Origin of the sequence: Candidatus Magnetaquiglobus chichijimensis, assembly GCF_045865675.1 — a bacterium.
GTDB classification, from domain to species: Bacteria; Pseudomonadota; Magnetococcia; order Magnetococcales; family Magnetaquicoccaceae; genus Magnetaquiglobus; species Magnetaquiglobus chichijimensis.
The window spans coordinates 254,434-272,597 of sequence record NZ_BAAFGK010000005.1; the positions used below are offsets into that span (position 1 = coordinate 254,434).

Annotated in this window: 20 protein-coding genes and 1 tRNA gene; 10 read left to right on the top strand and 11 right to left on the bottom strand. The window is 60.4% G+C overall.

Going from position 1 to position 18,164, the window contains the following annotated elements:
- The first annotated feature begins 20 nt into the window (after positions 1-20).
- From ACOY6C_RS14980 to ACOY6C_RS14995, 4 genes are all read left to right on the top strand, one after another.
- On the top strand, positions 21-365 hold the full coding sequence (locus ACOY6C_RS14980; RefSeq protein WP_420906326.1) for a hypothetical protein: 345 nt from the start codon (positions 21-23) through the stop codon (positions 363-365).
- 218 nt (positions 366-583) lie between these two features.
- Positions 584-1,558, top strand: coding sequence for an HlyD family secretion protein (locus ACOY6C_RS14985; protein ID WP_420906327.1), 975 nt, complete (start codon positions 584-586; stop codon positions 1,556-1,558).
- Complete coding sequence (locus tag ACOY6C_RS14990; RefSeq protein ID WP_420906328.1) at positions 1,555-2,487, top strand: ABC transporter ATP-binding protein; 933 nt, start codon at positions 1,555-1,557, stop codon at positions 2,485-2,487. The genes ACOY6C_RS14985 and ACOY6C_RS14990 overlap by 4 nt, the downstream gene beginning before the upstream one ends.
- 652 nt (positions 2,488-3,139) lie before the next feature.
- Positions 3,140-4,465 carry a M16 family metallopeptidase gene (locus ACOY6C_RS14995; protein WP_420906329.1) on the top strand — a complete coding sequence of 442 codons (1,326 nt, stop codon included), beginning with the start codon at positions 3,140-3,142 and terminating at the stop codon, positions 4,463-4,465.
- A gap of 98 nt (positions 4,466-4,563) precedes the next feature.
- Here the strand turns inward: ACOY6C_RS14995 and asnB are convergent, their stop codons facing one another.
- From asnB to ACOY6C_RS15010, 3 genes are all read right to left on the bottom strand, one after another.
- Positions 4,564-6,450, bottom strand: a complete 1,887-nt coding sequence (gene asnB / locus ACOY6C_RS15000; RefSeq protein WP_420906330.1) for an asparagine synthase (glutamine-hydrolyzing) — start codon at positions 6,448-6,450, stop codon at positions 4,564-4,566.
- 39 nt (positions 6,451-6,489) lie between these two features.
- Complete coding sequence (locus tag ACOY6C_RS15005; protein WP_420906331.1) at positions 6,490-6,954, bottom strand: tRNA (cytidine(34)-2'-O)-methyltransferase; 465 nt, start codon at positions 6,952-6,954, stop codon at positions 6,490-6,492.
- Between the two features lie 235 nt (positions 6,955-7,189).
- Positions 7,190-7,265, bottom strand: a tRNA-Asn gene (locus tag ACOY6C_RS15010).
- Positions 7,266-7,474: 209 nt separating this feature from the next.
- Between ACOY6C_RS15010 and ACOY6C_RS15015 the strand changes: the two genes are divergently transcribed.
- Positions 7,475-7,705, top strand: coding sequence for a hypothetical protein (locus ACOY6C_RS15015; RefSeq protein ID WP_420906332.1), 231 nt, complete (start codon positions 7,475-7,477; stop codon positions 7,703-7,705).
- A gap of 158 nt (positions 7,706-7,863) precedes the next feature.
- Here ACOY6C_RS15015 and ACOY6C_RS15020 read toward each other — a convergent pair whose 3' ends face one another.
- Entirely contained in the window at positions 7,864-8,178 is a 315-nt protein-coding gene (locus tag ACOY6C_RS15020; RefSeq protein WP_420906333.1) for a hypothetical protein, read from the bottom strand.
- Between ACOY6C_RS15020 and ACOY6C_RS15025 the strand changes: the two genes are divergently transcribed.
- The gene (locus ACOY6C_RS15025) at positions 8,153-9,244 is read left to right on the top strand and encodes an NnrS family protein (protein ID WP_420906334.1); all 1,092 of its coding nucleotides are present in this window, start codon (positions 8,153-8,155) and stop codon (positions 9,242-9,244) included. The genes ACOY6C_RS15020 and ACOY6C_RS15025 overlap by 26 nt on opposite strands.
- A 249-nt stretch (positions 9,245-9,493) precedes the next feature.
- Here ACOY6C_RS15025 and ACOY6C_RS15030 read toward each other — a convergent pair whose 3' ends face one another.
- The 4 genes from ACOY6C_RS15030 to ACOY6C_RS15045 form a co-directional block, all read right to left on the bottom strand.
- Complete coding sequence (locus ACOY6C_RS15030) at positions 9,494-10,402, bottom strand: NUDIX domain-containing protein (RefSeq protein ID WP_420906335.1); 909 nt, start codon at positions 10,400-10,402, stop codon at positions 9,494-9,496.
- On the bottom strand, positions 10,395-11,630 hold the full coding sequence (locus ACOY6C_RS15035) for a L,D-transpeptidase Cds6 family protein (RefSeq protein WP_420906336.1): 1,236 nt from the start codon (positions 11,628-11,630) through the stop codon (positions 10,395-10,397). Before ACOY6C_RS15035 ends, ACOY6C_RS15030 begins: the two co-directional genes overlap by 8 nt.
- 338 nt (positions 11,631-11,968) lie before the next feature.
- Positions 11,969-12,754, bottom strand: coding sequence for an MlaA family lipoprotein (locus ACOY6C_RS15040; RefSeq protein ID WP_420906337.1), 786 nt, complete (start codon positions 12,752-12,754; stop codon positions 11,969-11,971).
- A 30-nt stretch (positions 12,755-12,784) separates the two neighbouring features.
- A complete protein-coding gene (locus tag ACOY6C_RS15045) occupies positions 12,785-12,952 on the bottom strand; it encodes a hypothetical protein (RefSeq protein ID WP_420906338.1) in 168 nt (55 codons plus the stop codon).
- On the opposite strand from ACOY6C_RS15045, the gene ACOY6C_RS15050 reads away from it, so the two are divergent.
- The 4 genes from ACOY6C_RS15050 (at position 12,932) to ACOY6C_RS15065 (ending at position 15,974) form a co-directional block, all read left to right on the top strand.
- Entirely contained in the window at positions 12,932-13,702 is a 771-nt protein-coding gene (locus tag ACOY6C_RS15050; RefSeq protein ID WP_420906339.1) for an MlaE family ABC transporter permease, read from the top strand. The two genes, ACOY6C_RS15045 and ACOY6C_RS15050, sit on opposite strands and share 21 nt — an antisense overlap.
- 15 nt (positions 13,703-13,717) lie before the next feature.
- Positions 13,718-14,755, top strand: coding sequence for an ABC transporter ATP-binding protein (locus ACOY6C_RS15055; RefSeq protein WP_420906340.1), 1,038 nt, complete (start codon positions 13,718-13,720; stop codon positions 14,753-14,755).
- A gap of 111 nt (positions 14,756-14,866) precedes the next feature.
- Positions 14,867-15,316 carry an outer membrane lipid asymmetry maintenance protein MlaD gene (gene mlaD, locus ACOY6C_RS15060; RefSeq protein ID WP_420906341.1) on the top strand — a complete coding sequence of 150 codons (450 nt, stop codon included), beginning with the start codon at positions 14,867-14,869 and terminating at the stop codon, positions 15,314-15,316.
- A 22-nt stretch (positions 15,317-15,338) separates the two neighbouring features.
- Positions 15,339-15,974 (top strand): Tgt2/MlaC family protein, encoded by a 636-nt coding sequence (locus ACOY6C_RS15065; protein ID WP_420906342.1) that lies wholly within the window; start codon positions 15,339-15,341, stop codon positions 15,972-15,974.
- 555 nt (positions 15,975-16,529) lie between these two features.
- On the opposite strand, the gene soxZ is transcribed toward ACOY6C_RS15065, so the two are convergent.
- The 3 genes from soxZ to ACOY6C_RS15080 form a co-directional block, all read right to left on the bottom strand.
- On the bottom strand, positions 16,530-16,865 hold the full coding sequence (soxZ, locus tag ACOY6C_RS15070) for a thiosulfate oxidation carrier complex protein SoxZ (protein WP_420906343.1): 336 nt from the start codon (positions 16,863-16,865) through the stop codon (positions 16,530-16,532).
- A 35-nt stretch (positions 16,866-16,900) separates the two neighbouring features.
- Positions 16,901-17,392 carry a thiosulfate oxidation carrier protein SoxY gene (locus tag ACOY6C_RS15075; RefSeq protein WP_420906344.1) on the bottom strand — a complete coding sequence of 164 codons (492 nt, stop codon included), beginning with the start codon at positions 17,390-17,392 and terminating at the stop codon, positions 16,901-16,903.
- Positions 17,393-17,467: 75 nt separating this feature from the next.
- Positions 17,468-18,064: a NapC/NirT family cytochrome c gene (locus ACOY6C_RS15080; RefSeq protein WP_420906345.1), complete on the bottom strand. Its 597-nt coding sequence runs from the start codon at positions 18,062-18,064 to the stop codon at positions 17,468-17,470.
- Positions 18,065-18,164 lie beyond the last annotated feature (100 nt).

An 18,164-nucleotide genomic window follows, 5' to 3' on the forward strand; every position in this document is an offset into this window, starting at 1 on the left:
GCTCGCAAAGGATATTCGCCATGATGATCTCGAGTTCCACCATCGCCATGGTTGCCCTTTCCGCCACCTCCGGGCTGGGGGCCTCCAGCCAGGGCAATCCGTTCGACGGTTTTGGTCCGGATTATCAACTGGAGATCTCGGATCAGGGGCTTTCTTTGAACACCACCACCTCCGAGGTCACCGAAACCAAGATGCGCAACGTCCTGACGCGCATTCTGCTCGAAACCCTCTTCGGCGCGGATGCCAACACGGTCAGCGGTTCGGACGACGAAACCGCCAAACAGGAGCTGGTGCGCGAGGTGGTGGTGGATCCCATGCTCGAGGATGTGATGGGCAGGATCGTGACGTTGAATCGCGTGGCGTGATTTTTGTCGATGGGAGGCGGGCATTCCCGGCAGCGTGGGAATACAGACTCACGGGACGGTTGGTCAACCTGACCGGCCTGGGTCCGCACAGGGCGATTCAGGCTTCACGCACTGCATCCTCGCGTCCGCTTGCCCGCGCCTTGGGCTGGATGCTAGCATGACCGTTCATCCTGGTCATGGTTGGATTTTTGATTCGGTTTCGCATGAAAATTCTTGTCTTGCTTCCCCTTCTTCTCCTGCTCGGCTGCAAGGAGCAGCCGGCCCATACCGTGCAAGGGTATGTGGAAGGGGAGTATGTGCGCATCGGTCTGCCGACAGGCGGGCGTGTCACCGAGGTGAGGGTCGCCAAGGGGGCGCGGGTCGAGGCTGGCGCGGTGTTGTTTGTGCTTGAGGATGATCTGGAACGGTTGGCGGTCGCCGAGGCCGAGGCCAATCTGGAGCGCGCGCGCGCGCAACGCGACAATCTTCTGACTGGCAAAAAATCGAGCGAAATCAAAGTTATTGAATATCAGCGCAACCAGGCCGAGGCCAATTTGCGTTTAAGTTCCCTGCGCAAGGCGCGTCAGGAGAGCCTGATCCGGAGCGACGCCACCAGTCGGGACCGGTTGGATGAGTTCATTTCGGCCCGACAGCGCGACGCGGCGCGGGTGGAGGAGTTGGAGGCCACCATCCAGGTGGCGCGCGAGGGGGGACGCGAGGCCGAGATTCAGGCCGCCGAGGCGGCGTTCCGGGCTGCCGAGGCCGGTCTGCGCCGTGCCGAATGGCTGTTGCGTCAACGGACCGCCCAGGCTGGTGTTGCCGGGCTGATCGAGGAGGTGCTGTTCAGACCGGGAGAGGCGGTCGCGGCCCAGCAACCGGTCATCACGCTTCTGCCGCCCGGTCAGGTCACGATCCGTTTTTTTCTGGGCGCCGAGGCGATCGGTCGTCTGTCGCCGGGCGCGAAGCTCTCTCTGGTCTGTGCCGGGTGTCCGGCGGATCTGACTGCCCATGTCTCCCACATTGCCGCCGAGGCGGTTTATGCCCCGCCGGTGCTTTACTCCCGCGAGGGCAAGGAGAAGCTGGTCTTTGCCGTCGAGGCGTTGCCCGATGCCCACGCCGAGCGGTTGCATCCCGGTCAACCGGTGACCATTGATCTGGCAGCGGGGGTCCGGCCTTCCTCTGATCTGGCATCGGGGGTCCGACCGCCCTCATGAACGCCGCCATCGAGGTCGAGGGGCTGACCAAGCGGTTCGACCAGCGGACTGTGGTCGATCATTTGAGTCTTTCCGTTTTCCAGGGGCGCATCATGGGGTTTCTCGGACCGAACGGTTCCGGCAAGACCACCACCATGCGCATGTTGTGTGGTTTGCTTACTCCGGACGAGGGGCAGGGGCGATGTCTGGGGTTGGACATCCGTTCCCAGGCGCACGAAATCAAGCGCCAGGTGGGTTACATGACCCAGAGATTTTCCTGGTACGAAGATCTTTCCATCCGTGAGAATCTTGATTTTGCCGCTCGCGTGCATGGTCTGCCGGGACGCAAGGCGCGGGTCGAGGAGGCTTTGGAGCGGCTTGGTTTGGTTGCCCGGCGTGATCAGTTGGCTGGTGCTCTTTCCGGCGGTTGGAAGCAGCGTCTGGCGTTGGCGGCCTGTTTGTTGCACAAGCCGCGTTTGTTGCTTCTCGACGAGCCGACCGCCGGGGTGGATCCCCAGGCGCGGCGTGAGTTTTGGGAGCAGATCCATGCCATGGCTGCCGAGGGGTTGACTGTTCTGGTCACCACCCATTACATGGACGAGGCGGAGCGGTGTCATGCCATCGCCTACATCGCTCATGGGCGGTTGTTGGCGACCGGGAGCGTGGAGGAGGTGATTCGCGGGGTTGGTTTGACCACGTTTTCCATCACGCCGGTTCGGGCGGGTGTTGAGAGTGGCGTGTTGGCGCGGCGGTTGAATGGTTTGCCGGGTGTGGATCTGGTGGCTCCTTTTGGTGCGGTATTGCATGTCGGCGGGGCGGATCGGGAGCGGTTGTTGGCTTCCCTGGAGCCGTTTTTTGCGGATCCGGCTTTTGTTTGGCGGGAGGATGCTCCGACTTTGGAGGATGTGTTCATTCAGTTGATGCAGCGTGCGCGGCGTGGGGAGGGGTGATACCTGTCGCAGGGGACCGGGGACCGAAGGTCCCCGGCGGAGGTTCGGAGGCAGAGCCTCCGAGGTTTTGATTTTGCCTTTGATTTTGTCTTTGCTTTTGCCTTTGGCGCGCTCTACAAAAAAGCGTTTTTTCGCGTCTTTTGCGAAAAAACGCTGCGCGCTGCCTTGGTTGCCTGGTCGGTTTTGCGGTTTTGGCAAAACCGACCAGGCAACCCTTGCCCTAAACAGGCCGCCGGAGGCGGCTCATGGACTGACGTAGCTGACGTGCAATTCGCCGTGCGTCGTTGCCAGAAAGCGGCAACGACGCACGGCACATGAGACCCGCGCGCTGCGCCCTTTTTCGCAAACGACGCGAAAAAGGGCTTATCGTGAAAAGCGCGCGAAAAAAATCAAAAAAACAAGTCCCAGGGCTTTGCCCTTGGATCCCACCAAGGGCTTTGCCCTTGGATCCCACCAAGGGCTTTGCCCTTGGATCCCACCAAGGGCTTTGCCCTTGGATCCCACCAAGGGCTTTGCCCTTGGATCCTACCAGGGGCCACTGGCCCCTGGACCCCAGCAGTTTTCCGGGAACTGAATCGTCATGAACGACCCGTCGATACGATACACATCCCAAACCTGACCGAACGCTTGCAACGCATGGAGAACACGGCGCATGCCCGCCAACCCAACCGTCACACCGCCCATCCCGGATCCGCATCATGAACTTTTCCGTCTGAACAACGGCTTGACGGTCGGGGTGTTTCCCATGCCGTGGCTGCACGAAGTGGGCGCCACCCTGATGGTGCGCGCCGGAAGCCGCTTCGAAGAGCCGGATCAGGCCGGTATCGCCCATTTTCTGGAACACATGCTCTTCAAGGGTTCTGAATCGATCCCGGATCCGACCCGCTTTCACGCCCACCTGGAGTCCATGGCCGCAGACATGAACGCCGCCACAGGCCAGGAAACCAACGCCTACTGGATCACCCTGCCCGCCGAGTGGCTGCAAGAAGGGTTTCACGCCTTTTGCGACATGTTCACCCGCCCGGCGCTCTCGGAGATCGAAACCGAACGACGGGTGATCCTGGAGGAGATGCGCGAGGACGAAAACGATCAAGGGGAGCTGGTGGTCTCGTCGATCCTGGCCAGCCAGGCCTTCTGGCCCGGCCATCCTCTGGCCCGCTCGGTGCTCGGCACCCGCGAGACCGTGGGGCGCATCCAGCTGCCGGCACTGCGCGATTATCTGGCGCGTCACTATCGGGCCGGCAACATGGCCCTGGCCTTCTGCGGACCCATCGAACCGCGTCAGGCCCTGGAACTGGCCGAGGCCACACTGGGGACCATCCCCCCTGGTGGCGACACGACGACCGTTCCGCCACGGGTGATCCCCTCCGGTCCCCACTGGGTGGCGGTGGACGATCAGGGATCGCAGTTTTCGTTGTCGCTCTTTTTCCGCACCGCCGGTTTCCGGGATCCCGGCTATCACGCCACGGCGGCGTTGCGACGCCTCCTCGACGATGGCTTCTCGTCGCGCTTGCAGGCCGTGGTCCGGGAACGGCACGGCTTGGCCTATGATGTCTGGTCGGCCTATACCACCCATTCGGATGCCGGTTATCTGGAGGTGGGGGCCACGCTCTCCCCGGATCATCTGGAGGAGGGGTTCCAGGTGCTGTTCGAACAGTTGGGAACCTTGATGCAGGCCCCTCCGACCCGGGAAGAGTGGCGACGGTTGCTGGTGCGCTGGCGGGCCGCGTTGCTGGTGAACCTGGATCGGCCATCAGACCTGATCGAGCGCTATGTGGGGGATCTGCTGTTCGATGCCGCCGAACCGTTGGAGGAGACCTGGCGGCATGCCAGTGCCCTGGATCCAGGGAGTCTGCCGGGGTTTGCCGGAGGGTTGTTGCATCCGGAGCGGTTGGGGGTGGTGTTGATCGGTCCCGAGGCCAAACGGACCCTGCCGAAATTGAAGGGGATTTTTTCCCGGATGAAGTGGCGGAAGTAGGACGGAAGAGCGCGCCAAAGGCAAAGGAGAAACTTCGGAGTCGCTGCCTCCGCACTTAAAAAAGCCGGGGACCTTCGGTCCCCCGTCTCCTGCGACAGTTAACTCCGCATCCGCGCCCGCCAATTGATGAATTGCAGAATCACCAACAACGCAAACCCCACATTCAACCGCCCGACCTGGTGCTCACGCCACATCTTCTCCACCTCGTCCCACCGCAACCACCCCAACGCCGCCTGCCGCGCCCACCGCAAATGCTGCTGAAAAATGTCGAACATCGGCCCAGGCTTGCGAAACCAACCATCCACCGGCGGTAAAAATCCCGCCTTGGGCCGGTCGAGATGCCCCGCCGGCACCTGACCACGCAACATCTCCCGCATGATCCGCTTGCCGCGACCGTTGTGCCGCTTGGCCTCGTCCGGCAACTGGAAACAGAACTCCACCAACGCCCGATCCAACAACGGAACCCGCACCTCCAAACCGGTGGCCATGCTCATGCGATCCACCTTGGCCAGAACACTCGGCAGAAAGTGATGAAGATCCGCATACTGACGCGCCGTCACCTCGGAACGCTCACCAGGCACGCCCTCCATCAAGGCCACATACTCCCCGACCGGATCGACATCTTGCACCGCGCGGGCGAACTCCGGTTCGTAAAGACGCGCCTTGAGAGCATCCGGAAAGATGCGCCGGAACGCGGCATGATCACGCCGCGGACCCTCGGCCCCGGCCAACAACAACCGTTCGGCCACCAGACGCGAACTGTAGCGCGCATCGTCCGCGGGCAGGAACCGGGTGAGAAACAACCCCATCGCTCGGGCTGGCGCGGGGATCTTGTGGATCCAGGGGGTGATCAGACCCGCCTTGTAGGTGTCGTATCCGGCCAACAATTCGTCGCCGCCATCCCCGGCCAGAATCACCGTCACCTCCCGACGCGCCAGACGCGCCAGTTGATGGGTCGGGAACAACGAAGCATCGGCGGCCAGCTCGCGCATCGCCCCCAACGTGGTCAGGATCTCCTCGTTGGACCAGACAAAGGCTTCGGAATGCATCTCCATGCCCAGGGTCTGGGCAAAGTCGCGGGCTGCGGGCCGTTCGTCGAAGCGGGGTTGGTCGAAACCCAGGGTAAAGGCGGTGGGATGCTGCCCGGCCTGCTGAACGGCCAAGGCCACGCTGGTCGAATCCAATCCGCCGGAGAGGAACAGACCCAGCGGCGCATCCGAAACCAATTGCCGGCGCACGGCATGGCGCGCCAGTTCCGCGAACTCCTCCACCCGTTCCATGTCCCAGGGTCGGGTGACGGGTGGGCAGGGGAGTTGCCAATAACGGCTCAGATGCGCCCCACCCGCTGAAAGGGTCAACCGGTGGCCGGGCGGCAATTGCGCCACCCCGCGCAGGCCGGAACCCGGCGCCGGAACATACTGATAGGTGAAATAACGGTCCAGATCCGCGGGGTCGATGTCGGGCAGGGGGATGATCGGACCGAACATCGCCAGGGGCTCGGAGGCAAAGGCCCAGGTCTGGCCGCCGTCGTTCCAGTAAAAAAGCGGCTTGACCCCAAGATGATCGCGCACCAGCTCCAGGGTCTGCTCGTGGCGATCGTGGATGGCGAAGGCGAAGATCCCGTCGAGTTTTTCCAGACACGTCGCACCCCACTCCCGCCAGGCGGCCAGCAGCACTTCGGTGTCGGTGCGGGTGGTGAAGAGGTGGCCACGCTGCTCGAGGTCGGCGCGCAGGGCCTGGAAGTTGTAGATCTCCCCATTGAAGACCATCGAGAATCGACCGTCCGGGGAGACCATGGGCTGCCGTCCCGCCGGAGAGAGATCCAGCACCGCCAACCGGGTGTGACCCAGGAACAGGCCGGGCAGGGTGTATTCGCCATGACCGTCCGGACCGCGATGGGCCAGGGCGGCCACCATGGCGGCACGCTGGGCCGCAGGCCAGACGGTCTTGGCGTGGGGGGAGAACAGACCGATGATGCCGCACATGCCAGGTGTCCAGTCAGGTGAGGGGGTTGATCCGAAAAATCAACGCATATCCGGAAATCCGTTCTGCCGCAACGCCTCGTAAAGAACCACCGCCACGCTCTGCGCCAGATTGAGACTGCGTGTTCTCGGCTGCATGGGAATCCGAAGCGCGTGTTCGGAAAATCGGGTCAGAATCCCCTCGGGCAAGCCGCTCCCCTCGGGACCGAACAGCAGCCAATCCTCCGGCCCGAACCGGGCTTCGACATGGGAGCGGCGCGCCTTGGTGGTGGCCGCCCACAGACGCGCCCCCTCCGGCAGGCCGGCCTCGAACGCGGACCAGTCGTCCCACCGCCGCACCATGGCCCACTCCCGGTAATCCATGCCAGCGCGGCGAATCCCGGCGGAATCCAGTCGAAACCCGAGCGGTCCGATCAGATGCAGCTCCGAACCGGTGGCCGCGCAGGTGCGCAACACCGCGCCGGCGTTCTGGGGGATTTCGGGTTGATAGAGGATCACGCGCAACATGACAAAGATCGGATACAAGGGCCGTTGCCGAGGACGGCAAAAGCGAAGATTTCAGATGGAACCAAAAAAGCACCCGGCAAACGAACCCAAAAAAAAGCACCCGGCAAACGAACCCAAAAAAAGCACCCGGCAAACGAACCCAAAAAAAAGCACCCGGCAAACGAACCCAAAAAAAGCACCCGGCAAACGAACCCAAAAAAAAAGCACCCGGCCCGAATGGACCGAGTGCTGATTTTGGCTCCCCGACCCGGACTCGAACCAGGGACAAGCTGGTTAACAGCCAGCTGCTCTACCGACTGAGCTATCGGGGAATAAGCGCGGGATCCTAATCGGAACCGAGGGAGATGTCAAGCACTATTTTTGGTTCCGGGTGATGGGCAATCTGAGGAAGCTGGAAGGATCTATTGGCATGCAAGTTGCTTGATATTTTTCAACGACGGCGGTGAACCTTCGCCCCGTCCACAGAATGATTGGACTCGACGATCAACTTTCTCCTGATGCTTTGATAAGGAGCTGCTACATGGACATTCTCTCTGCCGCCGGTTTCCTGATCCAACGCGCCGTGCAAACCGCCACGCAACTGCAACAACAAACCCGCGATAAAGAAGCGAAAACCGTTGTTGCCCAGACCCGCGAAAAGACCGCTCCCACCCTGGGTGATCCGGTCATTCCGCAGGTGCGTTCCGGCGCCTATCGCGTCACCCTCTCGGCGGCGGCCCAGCAGCGCCTGATGAATCCGGTCGCCTCCTGATCGCCGCGCCGATCGCCCCCCTCGCTTCCCAGCGAGGGGAGCGTCGCGTCCAAGCCTCACACCCCTGGCCCCCGGCTCCAAGCCCAACCACGGCCCTCTACATCCAAAGAACGTCCACACTCCGGCGAACTTTGGCTCCCCAGGCTTGTCCAAGCGTGTCATTCCGTTGAAAAAATCGTCCACGTCACGGTTGCGGGATCGTTGACCCCTCGTCTATTCTGACCGTGGGAACGGCGATCTTCTGTTTTCCCGTGACGGTCACGATTTTTGATCAGGGCGTGGATCGGGTCTGCTTCGGGATCCCCACCCTGGAAAAATTTTCCTTGGAATGGAGAGTGCCCCTTGAAACTTTTGCCCCGTTCATCCGCTTTCGGTTGGCTTCGGATGCTTTTTGTCCAAGGGTTTCGCATTTTCTTCACCGTGGCCGCCCTTTGGTCCGTGGGTGCCATGGTCATGTGGCTGGCGATGCTCACCGGGCTCCTCTCCCTCCCATCCCCGTGGTCCTCCGCGCATCTGCACGGTCATGAGCTGTTGTTCGGGTTTGTCGGCGCGGCGGCGGCGGGATTCCTGTTGACCGCCACCCCGGTCTGGTCCAAAACCCCGCCCATGACCGGGCTGCCTCTGATCACCCTGGCTTCCGCCTGGCTCCTGGCGCGGCTCGGGGTGGTGTTGGGTTGCTGCCTGCCGGCATGGATCCCGGCTTTGGCCGATGCCTTTTTCTATTTCGGCATGCTGCTTTTTCTCACCCCGACCATGTGGAACACCGGCAATCGGGTCCATCGCATCTTTCCGCCGATTCTGGCCTTGCTCGCCCTGGGTGACCTGCTGACCCATCTCGAGGCCTTGGGTTGGCATGGGGAGAGTGCCCGTGTGGGGCTGATGCTCGGCATCAACGGGATCGTCTTCTTTTTGGCCATGACCGGTGGTCACATCATGCCGATGTTCACCCGTGACGCGTTGCGACAGCGTGGCGAAGAGCCGACCTTTGCCATTTCGGTGCCGTTGGAGATTGCCGGGGTCGTGACCTTGACCGGCGTGGTGGTGGCGGATCTGTTTTGGACCGTGCAGGCGGGGGTGGGGTGGATTTTTGTGGTTGCCGGGTTGGTGCAGGGGGTGCGTCTGAGTCGTTGGCATGGGTGGAAAACAGTCTCCACGCCTTTATTGTGGGTCTTGCATTTGGGCTATTTGTGGCTGGTGGTTGGTTTGGTTCTGCGTGGCGCGGCGCGGCTGGGTGTCGGGCTGGATGAGTCCACCGCGTTGCATGCCTTGACCGTGGGTGCCATGGGACTTTTCACGCTCGGGATCATGGGGCGGGTGGCCTTGACGCATACCGGGCGGGTTCCCGAGGCTTCTGGATTGTTGACCACGGCGTTTTTGAGCATGACGGGTGCCGCGATTGCGCGCGTGGTGGGGCCGTTCTGGTGGCCCGAAGGGGCGGTGCTGGTGGCTGGGGGGTTGTGGATCGGGGCTTATTTGAGTTTCGTTTTGTTGATCGTACCCATGTTGGTGACAGCGCGGCCTGATGGGCAGGCGGGGTAGAAACGTTTGTGGGGGATCGGAGAGCCGTGTACGGGAAAACCGTAAGCACGGTTCGATGAGGGGGTATTGGAAACGGGTCGCAGGACACCGCGCCAAGGCGCTACTCTATCGGGGGCGATAATCGCCCCCCCCCCGTCTCCCGTGATGACTGGATCCGTCGGACCGGTCCCTCCGATTCCTCTGGCCCCACCGGTCCAATCTGCGTCGTGCCCGGCGCGGACTTCTCCCTGATTCCTCTGGCCCCACCGGTCAAATCTGCGTCGTGCCCGGCGCGGACTTCTCCCCCTCCGGCTCCTTCCTCTTGTCCGACTTGCCGTCACCACCCGACTCCGGCAAATTGGGTTTGATCTTCTCCAACTGCTCGGGCAACTGCTCCCGCATCTCCTTCAACTTCCGTTGCGTCTCCTCGAGCGCCTCGCCCGCCTTCTCCTTGAACGTCGGCATCTGCTCGTCGTAGGTCTGACGCCCAGCCTTGCCCAAAGCCCGCATGGCATCCATCAGATGCTCGCGCGCCTTCTCGAGATTCTCCTGAGCGGAAGGATCACCCGGCGGGGCAGGGACATCATCCGCCCAAACCGGCGTCGCGGTCACCATGCCACCCAATGCCAACGCCGCCAACATCCCGAGCGAACGACTCCAGATGCACCGCCCACGCTCCGGGTCCGCGGAGGACTCCTCGACGAGCGGAGGCTGCCAGCCAATATGACGAATCTGATCACGCATTTGTGGATAGGCCAATCGCCCCTCCCGATCCAGTTGCCAAAACTGCTCCTCATCCACCCAAAGGGTCTCCAGGATCTCACAACTGACCGGTCCCGGGGAGCCGCTCCAACGATCGCAGGTGAAGATGAAACCCACGTTGGGTGGCTCGACGTGCAGCAACGGCACGGTCTCCCGATAGCGACACTGCCCCAGCTCCAGACCGATCTCCTCGAACACCTCCCGTTTCAAGGCGGTCTCCAATCCCTCGCCCTGATCCACGAAGCCACCCGGAAACGACAACTTTCCGGCACGATGATCGCGATAGGCCAACCTGGCCAACAGCAGTCGGGAGCGCTCCGCAGAACCCGCCGGATGCTCCAGGATCAACACATGCGCCGATACCGTGGCCCTGAGCCGGGATTGATGAAATCCGGCGGTTTCCGGATCCTCACTCATTGGCGGCATACTCGCGCACGATTTTCCACGCCTCTCCCTCCCGCTCCAGCGACAGGGTTTTCTTGACGCGATCCCGATAGTTCTTGGCCGTGTAGTTCTGCTGGAAGGTGGCCTGGGCACGCTGATCGGTCAGCATGGTGATCTGTAGATCCGACACATGAATGTGAATATCCCCGGCCTTGCCGATCACTTCACGACGATTCTTCTCCCAGGCCTCGCGGCTCTTGAGGTTCTTGGTGACCGGCTGAAAGCGGGGAGAATAGGCGTCGATGTACTGATCGATCTTTTTGGCCGACCAGGCGCCGGCCCAATCGAGCACAACCTGTTTCACCGCGTCAATCGATTTCGGATCCGCCATTTTGGCTGAATCGGGGACGGTTTTGCGCGGTCCGGCCCCGGCTCCCTCCTTGGCGGGGGGCTCGCTCGTGACTGCATCGGTTCCGGCGGTGTTCCCCTTGGGGGAGGAGACCCCCTCGGCCTCCCCATCCTTCTCCTTCTCAGCACCGGGCGCGGGATCCTGCTTGGACGGGGTATCGGCCTGCGCGGTGACCAGAGGCTTGACCGGGGTCGCCTCGACCGGGGTCGCGGGCTTGACCGGGGTCGCCTCGACCGGGGTCGCGGGCTTGGGCGGCGGCGGATCGGCCTTGAGCGGCGAACTCTTGCCCGCGGCTTGCGCCTTGGCCTGGCCCGGCTTGGCCGGCTGTTGCTCGGCGGATTCGGTGAACAGGGTTTTGACCTTGTTGAGCTTGCCGGTGAGCGCGTTGTTGCCCGGATTGAGCTTCAAAGCCCGCGCATAGGCCTGGGAGGCCATCTTGGCGTGGATATCACCGAGATTCTCATGCGCGGTGGCATAGTTGGGATGGGCCTTGACCGCCTGGTTCAACGCCTCCTGGGCCTTTTCGAACTGACCCTGCTCGGCAAACAGCACGGCCAGGTTGTTGTAAGGCTCCGGCAACTCCGGAAAGTCCTTGCTCAACTGCTGGAACACCGAGATCGCCTGATCCCGTTGCTTGGTTTCGGTGAGGATCAACCCTTTCAGAAAGCGTCCCTGCGCATCCTGGGGGTGCTCGTTGAGGAACAGATTCAACCGTTTCAAGGCTGTGTCGAAATCCTTGCGGTCCGCGATGGCATAAATTTCATCCAGGGACTCAGCGGCGAATGCGGGGAAGGTCAGCAACAAACCAAAAACAAGGCCGAGGGCGCGAACGAACGGACGCGAACGGTTCATGAAGGCTACTCCAGTGGAAATGGCGTGAATAATCTTGCATGATGGGTGAAAGTTCCCTCACCCCCTGACCGTGGACCTTTCTTCGGGCGTTCCACGGTATAATGACGCTCACAGGGAGAAAAAGGGCTCCCAATGGGTTTCACGGTATCCGAATAGCGATCATTGTGCCAGAAAATCGAGCTTTGTTAAAGGTAAGTCGCGATAAGCCGGATCAGGTTGGACGTGGTATCACGGGAATTAGGGCGGGATTTCGAAGATGATTGACAAAAATGATTCCAGGGACCGAAAAAGGGGGGCTTGATCGGTCCCTGGTGGAATGGAGAGCCAAGAAAGTCGGGTCAGCGTTTGATCTGATCGCGTCGCATTTGCAGATAGGCATCACGCAGGGCGATATAGGGATCGATGGCCGCCTTTTGCAGATCCTCGTATTCGCCGAGGTGCAGGGAGGTGTGGTTGACCATTTTGACCCCGTAGATCTCCAGACGGGTCCATTGGTTTTCCGGATAGTAGGTGAGCGGATTGATGAGCACGTCCCCGGCCATGCCGATCGAGTCGCGCAGGGTGGAAGGACCGATGATCGGCCATTCGATGTAGATGGCATCTCCCATCCCGAGATTGCCCAAGGCCTGACCGATATCCTCGTCGCTGCTCTTGAGATTGAAGTGGGTTTCGGCCACGTCGAAAAAGCCGAGTCCACCCAGGGTGGTGTTGATGATGAAACGGGAGAGTTCCTGACCGGCGACATCGACCTTGCCTTGCAGCAGGGCGCTGACGAAATGTTTGGGCATGGCCAGATTGTGGAAGAAATTCCCCACCGCGACCCGTACCGGCTCGGGCAGGATGGCGGCATACAGCATGGCGATCGGCTTGAGCAGTCCGTGATAGAACAGATCGTTCAAGGTATAGACAAAACGGTTCCACGGCTCCAGCGGATCGGAAACCGCGGGTGATTCCAACCGCGCGTCATCCAGGGTTGGAGTTTGGTTGGCATACTTGCTCGCGTCCTTGTCGATGGCCGCGACGACATTTTGGGGCTTGTTCGAGACAGCCTCATTGCCCGCCACGCCAGGGCTCGGCAAACAGAGAAATGCCAGGGCCATCCAGATCAGCAACAGTCTATGCATGGGTCTTGATCCTTGCTCGGGTTATTTTCTTTAATCGTCCTTCTTCCCTTGCCAATATCCGAGATGATGGGCGATAATCTTTGAGTTTGCAATGCATTTGATGCATGCCATGCCGGCAAAAAAATCTGGAATCCCTTCTCCCTCACGCACTTGGCCATTAATGGAATATGGAATGTCATGGTTGACCAGGTAAGACATGTCGGTTCCTTGACATTGGAACTGGTCCGCGAATTGGGACGCATGTTCCTGTTCCTGTGGGAGGTGCTGCTGTCGTTCGTCATGCCGCCGTTCCGCTGGACCAACTTCTTGAAACAGGTCCACTTCATCGGCATTCGTTCGCTGTTCGTCATCGCCCTCACGGCGGTTTTCGCCGGCATGGTGCTCGCCCTGCAAGGCTACTACACCCTGGCCCGTTTCGGCTCCGAGGCCCTGCTGGGTCCGGCGGTGGCGCTCTCCATCATCCGCGAACTCGGTCCCGTGCTCTCCGGCCTGATGGTCACCGGACGCGCCGGCTCCGCCCTCACCGCCGAACTCGGCATCATGCGCATCCGCGAACAGATCGACGCCCTCGAGGTCATGGGCATCCAACCCCTCAAATACCTCGTCACCCCGCGTGTCGAGGCCGGAATCCTCGTCCTGCCGTTGTTGACCGTCCTGTTCGACGTGATCGGCATCTGGGGAGGGTATCTGATCGCCGTGCGCCTGCTGGGCATGAGCGCCGGCACCTTCTTCGGCGGCATCGAATCCTCCGTCGAAATGCACGACATCGTGACCGGCCTGATCAAATCGGTCAGCTTTGGACTTATCGTCACATGGATCTGTACCTATAAGGGTTATTTCACCCGGCGTGGCGCCGAGGGGGTCAGTCATGCCACCACTTCCGCCGTGGTGCTGAGTTCCGTGCTGATTCTGGTATGTGATTACTTCATCACTTCGGTCATGCTGTAGCGTAAGGAATCCGTCGTGTCGTATCCCGCTTCCCCGACCGACTCCGCTCCGCTTTCCGGATCCGATGGGATCCCCTTGTCCCTTGGTCGGCAGCTCGTGGCCAATGGCTGCGTCACCGCGCGGCAACTCGACCTGGCCCTGCAACGCCATCGCACCGGCGGTGAAAAGTCCCCTTCCGATGAACACCTGGTCGGTCGCACCCTGGTCGAGATGGGCTACATCACCCAGGCCAACCTCCTCGACTGTCTTTCCCGGCAGTTCGCCCGCGAGCGTGAGTCCTACCAGGTCGATACCTCCCTGGATCCGGTCATCAATCTCGAAGGGGTGGTCAAGATCCTCGATGGCCGGCGCGTGCTCGATGCCGTGGATCTGGCCATCCCGGCCAACCGCGTCACCGCCATCATCGGCATGAGCGGTGGCGGCAAGAGCGTGATCCTCAAGCACATGGTCGGTTTGATGAAACCCGATCAAGGTGTGGTCAAGGTGGGTGGCGTGCCGTTGGGCAAGCTTTCCAACCGTGAATTGAGTCGTGTGCGTGGGCGTTTCAGTCTGTTGTTCCAGGGTGGTGCGCTCTTCGACTCCCTGAATGTCCACGACAATGTGGCCTTTCCCTTGCGTGAGAAGACCCGTTTGTCGGAAAGCGTGATCCATGCTCGGGTCATGCGCTGTCTGGAAGAGGTCAATCTCGTCGGCATGGAGCGCAAGTTCCCGGACGAGTTGAGCGGTGGCATGATGAAACGGGCTGCCCTGGCGCGTGCCCTGGTGACCGATCCCGAGATCCTGCTGCTGGACGAGCCCACGGCGGGTCTTGATCCGATCATCGAGAACGCCATCCACTATCTGATCTGCGACACCTACATGCGCACCCGTTACACCATGGTGGTGATCAGTCACGCGGTGCCGGAAATCTTCAAGTGGTGTCATCATGTGATCGCCCTGCACAAGGGAAAGGTGTTGTATTCGGGGCCGTCCCGCGAGGTCGGGCAATCCCGTGATCCGGTGCTCAGGCAGTTCATTCACGGCGAGTTGGATGGTCCGATTCAGGTGATTTAGCCGGTTTGCCGGCATGGAGGGTTTTTCCGTCGAGCCGGTTTTCATGGCGCTTCCCTTCGGGAGGGTCATGGGTGGGGTTCTCCCCATCATGCACGTTGCAAGGAGTCTGCGGTGAGAAGCGCGCGATTGGAATTTTCGGTGGGCATCTTCGTTCTGGCCGGCCTGATCGCTCTGGCTTGGCTTTCCGTGCGTCTGGCGCGCATGGAGTTGGTGGGTAGCGGGCATGTACCGATTTTCGCCCAGTTCACCTCCGTGGCCGGACTCAAACCCGGTGCCACGGTGGAGATCGCGGGGGTCAACATCGGGCGGGTGGACAGCATTGAGCTGAATACGGGTGATTTCGAGGCGCGCATTCGCATGTTGATCCAGCCGGAGGTGGCCATCCAGGAGGATGCCATTGCCTCGGTGCGCACCAAGGGGTTGATCGGTGATCGTTACATCGTCATTTCGCCGGGCGCCTCCACCAAGAATCTGGCTGCCAACGGTGTGATCCGGCAGACCGAACCGGCGATCAACTTCGAGGAGTTGATCAGTCAATTCATTCACGGCAGTGTGAAATAATGTTTATTGAACAAGGAGTTGAATGATGTTGCGGCGTTTCATGGTCAACCGTCTGTTGTTTTGGATCGTGGTCTTGGCGCCTTTGTCGGTATGGAGTGTGACCGTGGCCCAGGAGGGGACGCGCATGGCGAAGCTGGCCGCCTCGGTTCAGCAGGCCCTTTTGATCCTCAAGGATCCCGAGTTGGCGGTGCCCGCGCGGCGTGAGGAGCGGCGTGAGATGTTGCGGAGGGTGATCTATCAGGAGTTTGATTTCATCCGCATGTCGCAGAGTGCGGTGGGGCGGGCCTGGGGCAAGTTCACGCCGGGTCAGCAGCAGCGGTTCACGGATTTGTTTCGTCGTCTGCTCGAGAACACCTACATGAGCATGATCGAGCGGTACGATGGGGAGCGGGTGGAGTTTCTCAAGGAGGTGCCCAAGGCGGAGGATCTGGTCTTGGTGGACAGTTTGATCCATTCCAAGGGGCAGCAGTACAAGTTGTCCTATTACATGCACAACACCTCGGGTGAGTGGAAGGTGGATGATGTGATCATCGAGGGGGTGAGTGTGGTGGCCAACTATCGGTCGCAGTTTCAGCAGGCGATTCGCACGCCGGAGGACATTGAGCCGTTGTTGTCGCGGTTGCAGGAGAAGGTGCAGATCGTGCCCAAGGGTGGGTGAGGGGAGGACAATAACCGTTGCAGGGGACGGGGGACCGAAGGTCCCGAACAATAACCGTTGCAGGGGACGGGGGACCGAAGGTCCCCGGCGGAGGTTCGGAGGCAGCGCCTCCGAGGTTTTGTCTTTGACTTTGGCGCGCTCTACAAAAAAGCGATTTTCACGTCTTTTGTGAAAATCGCTGCGCGCCGCCTTGGCTGCGGTATCGTTTCGCGCTTTTGGCGAAACAATACCGCAAACATGGCCAGAAACAGACAGGCCACCGAATGCAACGCTCTCGCCGTGCGCAATTCGCCCTGAGTCGTTGCCCAAAAGCGGCAACGACTCAGGGCACATGAGACCGCGCGCTTGCGCACTTTTTCGCAAAAATCGCGAAAAAGTGCTTATCGTGAAGAGCGCGCGAAGGCAAAGTCATAAAAATCAAAGTCGCGGGGCGCTGCCCCGCCCCCGCCGGGGACCTTCGGTCCCCCGTCCCCTGCAACAGTTGGAAACCTGTATCACCACCACCAAAAAAAACGCCCCCTTTCGGGGGCGCTTTTTTTGGGCAAACAAGATCAACTACTCCACCTTGATCTCCGCCTTCTCCTTCCACTCCTGACCCTTGTTGTCCTTCCAGGTCACATTCACCGGACCGCTCTTGTCCGCCTTGATGTAGAACGAGAAAAAGGGATTCTTGGAAACCGCGCCCGTCCAGGTCGCCTTCACCACCGCAACCCCACCATACTCGGCTACCACACTCTCGATGTAATGCGCGGGAATGGTCTCGCCACTCGCCTTGTCCTTGCGCAACCCACTCTCCATGGGATGCTTGATCAGGGTCTTGATCAACACCACATCACCCTTTTTCAAGGGTTTCTCCGGGCCGCGTACCTTGGGCTCTCCGATATCCGCCATGTTCGTCTCCAATCGCTAAGAGTAATGATCGGTGCTCAACCGGCGCAACCGCCTTCGGCCACTTCGATCTTCAGATACGCGCCATACAACGCACCCTTGTTGCTCATCGCCACGGCACGCACCTGCGACGCCTTGGCCATCTTGATGCGCATCTCCACCTCGGCCTTGCCAGACTCCGGCGTGAACTCGAACTTGCCCACCAATGGCTTGGGATTGTCATCCACATACACGGCCAATGCCTTGATGTAGTTGTCCTTCTCCATCGGATGATCGACCGAGATCGGCATGCGCACCAGGGCGCCATTCTCCGCCTTGGCCGGCGTGTCGATTTTCACCTTCTCCATGGCCACCTTGCCAGGCCCCAGATCCTTGGCGACCTGCTCGTCCAGGTTTACCGCCGGGGCATCCTCGGCTTGCACCAGCGATGGCATGCCCACCAGGCCCGCGGCCACACAAACCGCACCCGTGGTACCCACGGCCTCCAGGAAAGTCCGCCGAGTCAGCGTGCTCTCGGAATTCATACCCATCTGCTCCACTCCTTTTTTCAAGAATCGATCTGGAATCGAGTTGTTAAAACCATCCTACCCGCGTTACAGCCCTGCTCACTTCTTGGATGCGTCGGCCTCCGGTTCCTCCGGGAGTTTGTGCGCCACGCCCGTATGACAATCGATGCAGGTTTTGTCCGAATTCTCCATTGCTTTTTTGTGTTTTTTCTGGGCCGACTTGTCCTGCTCGTCAAACTGCATCGCATCGTAGTTGTGACAGGCGCGACACTCCTTGGAATCCCGGGCCTTCATGTTCTCGAGGACATGCTGGGCCAGTGGGTAACGGGACTTTTCGAAGGCGGGTTTGTCCGGATAAGTACCCATGAAATGGTGGAAGATATCCTTGCTGCCGATCTGCAATTTGGCGAGGAATTTATCGATCCAATCCCCGAAGGTCTTGCCGTGGGGAACATGACAGTCCGAGCAGGTGGCGCGCACGCCCATGCGGTTGTTGTAGTGCTTGCTCTCTTTGTATTCCTGATAGACACCTTCCATCTCGTGACAGGAGATGCAGATGCTCATGGAGTTGGTGGCGTTCATGGTGAAGTGAAAGACGATAAAGAAGATGGCTCCGCCCAGAAAGCCAATGGCCAGAATCCAACCCACGGCAGTGGGACTTGGCTTGCGTAGCCAGTTGATGAGATTTGCGAACATTGTTTTCCTGTCCCCCATGATAAGGAAAATTGAAGATCGGTCATCCTTGAACTACAGCAAGTGGATCACGTCCATTCGATCAGAATACCCGAATTTTTAC